Genomic DNA, 8,497 nt, shown 5'->3' on the forward strand with positions numbered 1-8,497 from the left:
AGTGACCAACTAAGAAAATAGCGCAGTTACTTTTAAAATTATTGTGTTTGACCAAGGGATTAGTGGCTACTTTTTTGACGCGATCAAGTATGAAAACTAATCAAACTAACTAAATTAAGTCAAACTTGGCTAGTCATGACTAGCCCAAGCCGTGAATATAGAGAAATTACGTAAAACTGATAATTTGGCCAATCAATTTGATGCATATGCATAATTCAGGTTAAATGTTTTTTCAGCCATCAAAATGCCTCCTGATTAATTTTAAAATAATGAGTGTTAAACAAGTAATCTTAAACGTGTATTTAATTACATGTTTTAAATTATATGATTATGGTATACTGCGAGTAATAAAAAGTCAAGTGGAGGTAACTAATGGCGCAAAAAAATAAATTACAATACATTATTCTTGGCTTGCTCAGCGAACACGAGCTTACCGGTTATGACATTGCCAAAGCTTTCACCGCTGATATCGGCGAGTTTTGGAATGCTAATCACAGCCAAATCTATCCACTATTGAAACGCTTGGAAACTGCTGGTTTGATCACGCATCAACTTTCAATTACCGGCGAAAAGTTGAAAAAAAAGGTTTATTCGCTAACGGCAGTGGGACAGGCACAATTGCAGGAGTGGCTGCACGAACCAACGACAGAATTAACTGCTAGCAAGGATGAATTCATTTTAAAATTATATTTCATTCAAGATGCGCATGACCCGAGTTTACAGCCTATGTTGACGGAGCAACTATTGCTGCATCAGGCTAAGTTAGTCCATTTACAAAAGCAAATGACCCGTAAATTTGCTAACAAAGCCAGTCAATTAGCCAATTACGGGCATTATTTAATTTTGCAACACGCCATTGACCGTGAGCAAGGTTATGCCGATTGGCTGACAGCGACACTAAAAAACGTGGACTAGCAAATGCCAGTCCACGTTTTTCTGTTCAGTTTAATCTTCACTTAATTGATCAGCTTTAACTTCTTCCGCCGTGACCGCTGAAAAGTGGGCAGCGGCTTTTTCGTTATTGGCAGGTTTTAAATTGCGGATAACTTTGACCACAATGATGATCAAAATAATCACGCCAGCAGTGAAGACGAGATCAGGGATGATCCGCGCCCACAACAGTTCAAAAACAGGGCTGCTGTGGTAGAACGATAATAGCCGGGCGTGCCAATAACCATGTTCCAGCGCGTCTTTTAATTGTAGATAACCAACTGGCAATAGACTGATGAAGACCATGCCAGCTAGGCCAATATTCATTAACCAAGCGGACCAGTTAACTAATTTGTCCATTTTTGGTGTCCAAATTTTTTGCTGCGAAATGTTACGCAAAGCGTACAGCATAATGGCAATCGAGAACATGCCATAAACGCCGGCCATTGAACCGTGGGCGTGGGCTGAAGTCCATTGTGTGCCGTGTTCGAAGTAGTTGATTGCGGGTGCATTGATGATAAAGCCTAATGCACCAGCGCCGATCGCGTTCCAAACCCCAGTCCACATTAAGAAAACGAAGGTCCCTTTGTACGGGAAAGCCACATTGCTATCTTTGAAGACACGGTAATGAGTGTACGCTTCCCACAACAGTAGGCAAAGCGGCACAACTTCTAGCGCCGAGAAGCAGGCTCCAAGCGCTAACCAGATCGAGTGGTCACCTTCCCAGAAATAGTGATGGCCCATGCCAACAACGCCAGAACCTAACAGCAAAGTCAACTGGAAGTATAGCGCGCGGACAGTGGAGCGGGTAGTGGTTAATTTCAGATCGACCATCAAGTAGCCGATCAAAATCACGGCAAAGGATTCGAAAATACCTTCGACCCACAAATGAACGATCCACCAACGCCAATAGTCGGCGAAGGTCACGTGAGAGTTCGGTAAAATAAACAGTGAGGCCAAATAAAAAGCAGGAATGGCGATAGCACCGCAGAATAACAGGGTGATCAAACGCTTGCGATCGTAATTGTCTGGCCGTTTCATTGCTGGGATGAAGCCGCGCATCAGGATAACGACCCACAGCACCATACCGATAATGAAGAGAATCTGCCAGAACTTGCCGAGTTCAATATATTCCCAACCAAATTGGCCAAATAACCACCAGTTATGGTTCAGCAACCCCAATGTAGACGCCCATTCGCCTAACATGCTGCCGACCACAACGACGATCAATGCCCAAAATAGCAGATCGACCAGCAAGCCTTGTCGCTTGGGTTCGCGGCGCAAAACGCGGGGGACGATGTAGATCCCAGTGGCCAACCAAGTTGTTGCCACCCAGAAAATGACTAACTGCAAATGCCACGCTTTAGCCAAATTAAACGGCCAAATATTTTGTAGTGGAATACCGAAGAACTCATTTTCGACATAATAGTGGGCCATTAGCTCGCCCAATAAGATTTGGACCAGGAAGAGGCCAACCACCACGAGGAAGTATTTGGCGATTTTACGCTGACTGCTGGTGATCGCAAAATCAGTATCCAATGCCGGCATTTGTTCCGCATTGGCGTAGGTGGATTCCATGTCAAAGGCGTAGCGGCGCTGGTAGTAGATAATGACACCGACACCGGCGACTAGTAAGGCCACACTGATGGCGGTCCAAATCAATGATTCCGAAGACATTGTATTACCAGCATCTAAATCGTAGGGCCAATTATTGGTGTACGAATAAGTTTGTCCTGGCCGATTAGTGGACGACATCCACGCTCCCCAGAAGAAAAAGCTGGTCAATTGATCGACCTTGTTACCTTTATACATGAAGGCGTCGGTCTTTTTCGTGTTGATCATATTTTCCGGCAAGCCAGCTTGGCGCGGATTATTGATAAATTCGTGCCGATAGTATTTGGTTAAATGGTGATAGCCAGCCGCCTGTGCCGCCGTTAAGGTTAGCGTTTGGCTGGCCTTAGAATAGCGATTAACTTTAATTTCGTGCTTGACCTTGTCTTTGATCGCACCTTGCTTAAAGTCGCTTAATGATTTGAATGATTGCTGATATAACTTTTGCGCATAATAGCTATTCATGCCCTGTAAATAGATATGTAAACTTTGCGCGGTGTAATCAGGTCCTAGATAAGACCCATTGCCTAAATAAGTGCCGTAGTCGGCCAAACCATATTTTTCATAAACAGCTTGTCCGCTAAGTAATTCATTGTGCGTCACCAGTGTTTCCCCGTTGGTGGCCACGATCTTAGCTGGCCGAGGTGCTTCATTTTTGAAAATTAAAAAGCCCCCGGCAATTAGAATTGAAAAAACGATGACCAAAGTACCGATCAGGACTTTAGTCAACCGTCGGTAAGTATATTTTTGTTTAACCATGATATTCATCTCCTTTTAAAATGAATATAACATATTTTATATATTTATCCTATATAAATTTAAACCGCTTTTATACTGTTGTAGTGTAGACACTAATTTAATAGATTGCGGAAGTGATGATAGTGACGATAAAATCTAACTTAATCGGGTTCTATTAGATAGTTACTACGAAAACAAAGACTGATTTGTGTTTGATTAGGTGGGTGTAGCTAAGCTTGTCTTGTTATTGTTTTGCTGGCTAAATAGCAGACGTTTAAATAATGTTATATAACAATAATTATCAATTTATAATATGATATATTTTATATATAACTATCTATTTGCCTAAGCGATCATCGCTGGACCAAAAAAGGATCTAAAAAGTAAAAAAACGTCGTCCGAGCGAAAACTTGGGCGGCGATTTTTTAACCAAAGCGGTCATTATTACTGATACTCAGCATAGCGGTGCTTTAATGCGATTTTAGGTTTTTCTAGTGTATTTCCGTTTCCAGACGCGCTAAGTAATCGGTTAGCATAATTCCAGCGCCTAACTTGAAACGGGTCAAAGCATTTTGGGGGTCGATCCCAGTCACCTCTTCAATTCGCGCCATGCGCTTGCGTAGAGTATTGGGATGAATGTAGAGCGCAGCTGCAGTATCGGTCAGATTTCCGCTCATATGCAGATACATGTGTATCGTCTTAAAATATTCGCTACCATGTTGATTATCGTGATCGATCAATGCAGTAACGGCGGGATCGATAAAAAAGTTCAGCACGGAACTGGAGAAAGGAAGCTGATCCAGCATCAGATCAAAGAACTCATCACCGGCATAGCGTACTCGCTCAGGCATCGTGGGGAGGGCCTGCGTCCGCATACAGACAGTCAGTGCGGCCAAGGTATCTTCAGTATGGGTGTAGAAAACTGACACCACCATATGACAGCCGGCTCGAGTTGCTGCCGATGCTAAATTAGTCCGAAACTGTTTGGAGTGGTATTCGACCAACGAAAGCGAGACAAGAAACAATGCTCGGTGCCGATAAACGGTTCCCAATACCTGCGAAAACATGGGCGTCATCAGGTATTCTAGGCGCATTTTTAAGTTATTAAGAGTATCACCGCCATCCGAAGTGCAAAGGATCAGCACCATTGCTTGGGGTAACTGAGTGTGCTGCTTAGCAAATGAAATATCCAAATTACTTTCTGCTTCAGGGTTCAGAAGCATATCTAGTAGTCGATCACGTGTCGATACCGTATCAAGGATCTGATCTTTGACCGCTACGCTGGAGATAAGTGGCGCTAACATGGCTAAAAACTGCGGTTGCCAACCCTTGATCGTTCGTTTGACCGCCGGCATGCCTAAATAGCCAAGCGCACGGCCGTGGAACTCCAATGGTGTCAACAACATGGGCATCGGCGCGTCCTTTGGCGACGTCAAAATCACGTGTTTATAGAAACTAGTTGGATCAAGTGAAGGCTCATGCCCGGCCAACCAGCGGCTAAGGGCGGACCCAGTGGCAACTTCCGGTGTCGAGCTAGCGATGATCGTCTGTCCGCTCATCGGTAGGATGATCAGTGGCTGTTCAGCAAGTTCGGCGGCTTGTTGTAGGATGCTTTCAATTGAGCTGGTGATTGCGTTGAGGGCTAACTTGTTGATCTGGTTGCGCCAATCATTGGATAGTAAAAACTGATCACCGGCGATGCGCAGTAGTCGGATCACTATGTTCTGCGCGCTGGTATCTCGTGGTCGGGCGACGACGATTGCCTTGCCAGCACAGCCGATCACCAGTGCTGGATTAGCTGGATCGACCGCAAGCGTGTTTTCATCAGGGAGGCCTTGACGAATAATTACCTTGGTGATTTGGTTTGGTGGAATGGGTTCGATCTGCTTTAGCGGTACTTGTGCTGCAATTAAATCGAGCAAGACAGCCAATTGCATTTTCTCGTCTCCTTTATGTAAATCAAGGGTGTATGGGGACCGGTGTACTTTTTATACACTTATGCGTCCGAATATGTGTTAATCATGGCACTCGAAAATCCGTAATGCAAGCGCTATTATGAAGGTAAATTCGATATACCGAATAGTTGGATGAACAGGTTGCCATAAATCAGGAGAGGGAGTATCTATTATGAAAGAATTCAAAAATAAAGTTATGTTTTTGACCGGTGCCGCCCACGGCTTTGGCGAAGTAATTGCAGAGGAAGCAGCTCATCGTGGTATGAAGATGGCGCTGGCAGATTCCGATGAGCCAGCTTTAAAAAAAGTTGCAGAGAAATTGACGACAGCCGGAGCTGATGTTTTGGCTATCCCCACTGATGTAACTAAAGTTGAAGAAGTTAATAGTGCGATCGACCAAACTATGGAGAAGTTCGGTCAGATCGACCTATTGATCAATGATGCGGGTATCGCACTACCCGGTCGAATGTGGGAATTACCATTACGTGATTGGGACTGGATCATGCACGTCAATACGTTGAGCCAAGTCTACAGCATGCGTAAAGTTATTCCGATCATGATGAAACAGGGAACGCATGGTGAAATTTTGAATGTTGCATCGATCGCGGGTCTTGTTGATACACCAGGAATGCCAGCTTACCACGCTTCGAAATTTGCTAGCGTTGGGATGACTGAAGCAACTGCCTACGATTTACAACGGGCTGATATCGACATTTCGATGCACGTGATGTGCCCAGGCTTTGTTCAGACCAATCTTTACAACACTGAACAATACCGGCCAAAACAGTACAGTGACGCCACTGATCCTTATTACACAAGTGAAGGCTTCTTGAAGGGACAAGAATTTGCCAAATACGTTATCAATAATGGGTCATCGATCGATACGATTGCTGATACTGTCTTTAAGGCACTCGAAGATAATACCTTCTATGTTTTGACCCACCCAGAATATAACGGTTTGATCTCTGATCGTGTCAATCGTATCGTCAATGGCGGGACTCCAGATGTTCACGTGATGGATGGATTGATGTAAGCAATCTAGTTAAGGCAGTCCCTTACTAGCTCACTAATAAAAGCTGACCCAGATTCGAACCAATCAAGGAGGAAGATATATATGACAAGTTTTGTAGCAAGTGAAAAAGACGTCAATAATTTTCTTAGTAGCCCAAGTATGAACGATCAGACTGGGATCACCTTCGCCTACGCGACTGATCCGGCAGTTCTCGCCAAACTTGTGCCGGCACCTTTGAAGGTCGTTGCTCCTGTTGTTGTTGGCTATGTGGTCAACATGGGCAAGCCAACGTTCGGTGCGCCATATCTGGAACAAACACTTTATGCGATGGTTTCTTATAAGGATAAAATGGTTGGGGCTTATCCATTCGAGTTGTTGCTCTCTGGCGCTGGCGCTGAAGCCGGCCAAGTTGCTGGGCGTGATGGCGCAAGTATGCCAAAGAAATTAGCCGATAAAATTACGCTTAGTCGTACTGACCAGACAGCGACTGCAACGGTCGATCGTCATGGCAAACGTTTGCTTGATTTGAAGTGGGAAGCTGGCGATATCAACGAGCCTTCCTTCATGAAGCAATTTGCTGGTATGATGCAAGTTGACCAAGAAATGCAATCTAACAGCTTTTTCTTGGATTATAAGTTGGATCAACATGATGATGGAACGAACCACTTTGTTAACACCAAGTTGGTTTCTTCGCAAATGAAATCGGTCATCGATAGTGCAGAACCAGGTAAATTAAGCCTGACGCTTAACTCAACCGAAGACGACCCATTGGGCGAACTCGCTGTCCTCAAACCACTGGGTGCAGCTTGGGTCCACTTCGACAGTCAAGTGATGTTTAATACTGTTCAGCTGGAAGATGTTGATCCAGCAAAGGCTGCGCCATACTTGATCACTGGTCACTATGATCGTGGAATTGTTAACTCAGCTGCCACCACTTTTTAATTGAAAGGGAGTAAAGTAATGGATTTTAAAAATAATGATCTATCTAAAGTGATGTTTGAACGGCACTCCGTTCGTCGCTTCGATACTAGTGTTAAAATTCCACGCGAAGAGCTGGAAACAATGATCAAAGAGGCGACTACTGCGCCATCTGCCTGCAATCTACAGTCTTGGCACTTTGTCGTTATCGACACTCCCGAGGCTAAAGAACGAGTTAAAAAGTCAGTAATGAAATTCAACTATCCGCAACTTGACTCTTCTGCAGCAACGATCTTTATCGTCGGCGATACCCAATCCCATCTGGTCTACCGGGACGTATGGAATAAAGTTCGCGAAGCTGGCAAGATCACACAGGAACGGTTGGATCAAATCCTTAACACGTTCTTACCATTGTACGAACATGCTGATCAAAGCTTTTTGACCTTAGATGCGACAATGGATTGTGCAGTCGCTGGGATGCAACTGTTGCTCTTAGCCCGCGCGCATGGCTATGAAGCTAATCCATGGTCTGGTGTTGATTTCAAAACAATTATTTCTACCTTAGGGCTTGATCCAAAGCGTTATGTACCAGTGATGGCTGTATCTATTGGGAAGTCAGCAGAACAGCCGTTGAAGACTGAGCGCTACGATGTTAAACAGCTGACTGAATACCTATAAGGATATCTATATAATTGAACAATAATTTTCAGGGCAAGGTGTAATTCCTGACCGACGGTGATAGTCCGTCTGCGCAAGCTGAACCGGCGAAACTCCGGTACCGATAGTATAGTCTAGATGAGAGAAAATTAGGATGACTTAACAGCTTATTTAATGTTGCCCCGAAACGACTCGTTCATTATTTTGAACGGGTCGTTTGTGTTTTAAACTGAGCGAGTATAGTGGCTTTTTCTAGCTTGGCTGCGGTTGTGACTACTTTTTGTTGTGATTTAAATCACTTTAAGAACAAATGGATGTTTGATATTGTTGTGGATAATGACTGCTAGGCGAGCAATCAACCAAATGATAGTGAATGAATTGGTTGATATAACAATAATTACTAATTTGAGTCAATAATTAGTGGACAAAATATAAAAAATTTTATATAGTATTAATTGTAAACGATTTCAACTAGTACTATAAGAACATGATTGGGGTAAGTGAATTTCTTAATTAGCTTAAATCATGGAGAGTGTCAAATTTTATGTGTAAATAGAAAAGCCTCTCGTCCTTTTTTTAAAACATAGATTCTAATGTGTCTTCAACCATGTTGAATCCCTTATGCACCCGCTGATCAAACTTGTCATTGTAATCCAGAATAACCGTCATCAAGGTT

The 8,497-nt window shown here is 43.7% G+C and carries 6 protein-coding genes and 1 riboswitch; of the genes, 4 read left to right on the forward strand and 2 right to left on the reverse strand.

Features of this window, described 5'->3' with window-relative positions:
• Positions 1-372 precede the first annotated feature (372 nt).
• Positions 373-915 (forward strand): PadR family transcriptional regulator, encoded by a 543-nt coding sequence (locus EKM76_RS12025; protein WP_125550857.1) that lies wholly within the window; start codon positions 373-375, stop codon positions 913-915.
• A 30-nt stretch (positions 916-945) separates the two neighbouring features.
• Here EKM76_RS12025 and EKM76_RS12030 read toward each other — a convergent pair whose 3' ends face one another.
• Positions 946-3,300 (reverse strand): nitric-oxide reductase large subunit, encoded by a 2,355-nt coding sequence (locus EKM76_RS12030; protein WP_125550858.1) that lies wholly within the window; start codon positions 3,298-3,300, stop codon positions 946-948.
• 470 nt (positions 3,301-3,770) lie between these two features.
• The gene (locus EKM76_RS12035) at positions 3,771-5,216 is read right to left on the reverse strand and encodes a PucR family transcriptional regulator (RefSeq protein WP_125550859.1); all 1,446 of its coding nucleotides are present in this window, start codon (positions 5,214-5,216) and stop codon (positions 3,771-3,773) included.
• 190 nt (positions 5,217-5,406) lie between these two features.
• Between EKM76_RS12035 and EKM76_RS12040 the strand changes: the two genes are divergently transcribed.
• The 3 genes from EKM76_RS12040 to EKM76_RS12050 all read left to right on the forward strand — a co-directional run bounded on the left by EKM76_RS12040 (position 5,407) and on the right by EKM76_RS12050 (position 7,842).
• Complete coding sequence (locus EKM76_RS12040) at positions 5,407-6,267, forward strand: SDR family NAD(P)-dependent oxidoreductase (protein ID WP_125550860.1); 861 nt, start codon at positions 5,407-5,409, stop codon at positions 6,265-6,267.
• Positions 6,268-6,348: 81 nt separating this feature from the next.
• On the forward strand, positions 6,349-7,188 hold the full coding sequence (locus EKM76_RS12045; protein WP_125550861.1) for an acetoacetate decarboxylase family protein: 840 nt from the start codon (positions 6,349-6,351) through the stop codon (positions 7,186-7,188).
• An 18-nt stretch (positions 7,189-7,206) separates the two neighbouring features.
• On the forward strand, positions 7,207-7,842 hold the full coding sequence (locus tag EKM76_RS12050; protein ID WP_225417942.1) for a nitroreductase family protein: 636 nt from the start codon (positions 7,207-7,209) through the stop codon (positions 7,840-7,842).
• A 20-nt stretch (positions 7,843-7,862) separates the two neighbouring features.
• Positions 7,863-7,975: riboswitch (FMN riboswitch) on the forward strand.
• Positions 7,976-8,497: the final 522 nt, after the last annotated feature.

Origin of the sequence: Loigolactobacillus zhaoyuanensis, assembly GCF_003946385.1 — a bacterium.
In the GTDB taxonomy this organism is placed as follows: domain Bacteria; phylum Bacillota; class Bacilli; order Lactobacillales; family Lactobacillaceae; genus Loigolactobacillus; species Loigolactobacillus zhaoyuanensis.

Excerpts from the sequence above, each read along its gene's own strand:
- EKM76_RS12025 (WP_125550857.1), top strand. The coding sequence starts at position 373 with ATGGCGCAAAAAAATAAATTACAATACATTATTCTTGGCTTGCTCAGC.
- EKM76_RS12030 (WP_125550858.1), bottom strand. The coding sequence starts at position 3,300 with ATGGTTAAACAAAAATATACTTACCGACGGTTGACTAAAGTCCTGATC.
- EKM76_RS12035 (WP_125550859.1), bottom strand. The coding sequence starts at position 5,216 with ATGCAATTGGCTGTCTTGCTCGATTTAATTGCAGCACAAGTACCGCTA.
- EKM76_RS12040 (WP_125550860.1), top strand. The coding sequence starts at position 5,407 with ATGAAAGAATTCAAAAATAAAGTTATGTTTTTGACCGGTGCCGCCCAC.
- EKM76_RS12045 (WP_125550861.1), top strand. The coding sequence starts at position 6,349 with ATGACAAGTTTTGTAGCAAGTGAAAAAGACGTCAATAATTTTCTTAGT.
- EKM76_RS12050 (WP_225417942.1), top strand. The coding sequence starts at position 7,207 with ATGGATTTTAAAAATAATGATCTATCTAAAGTGATGTTTGAACGGCAC.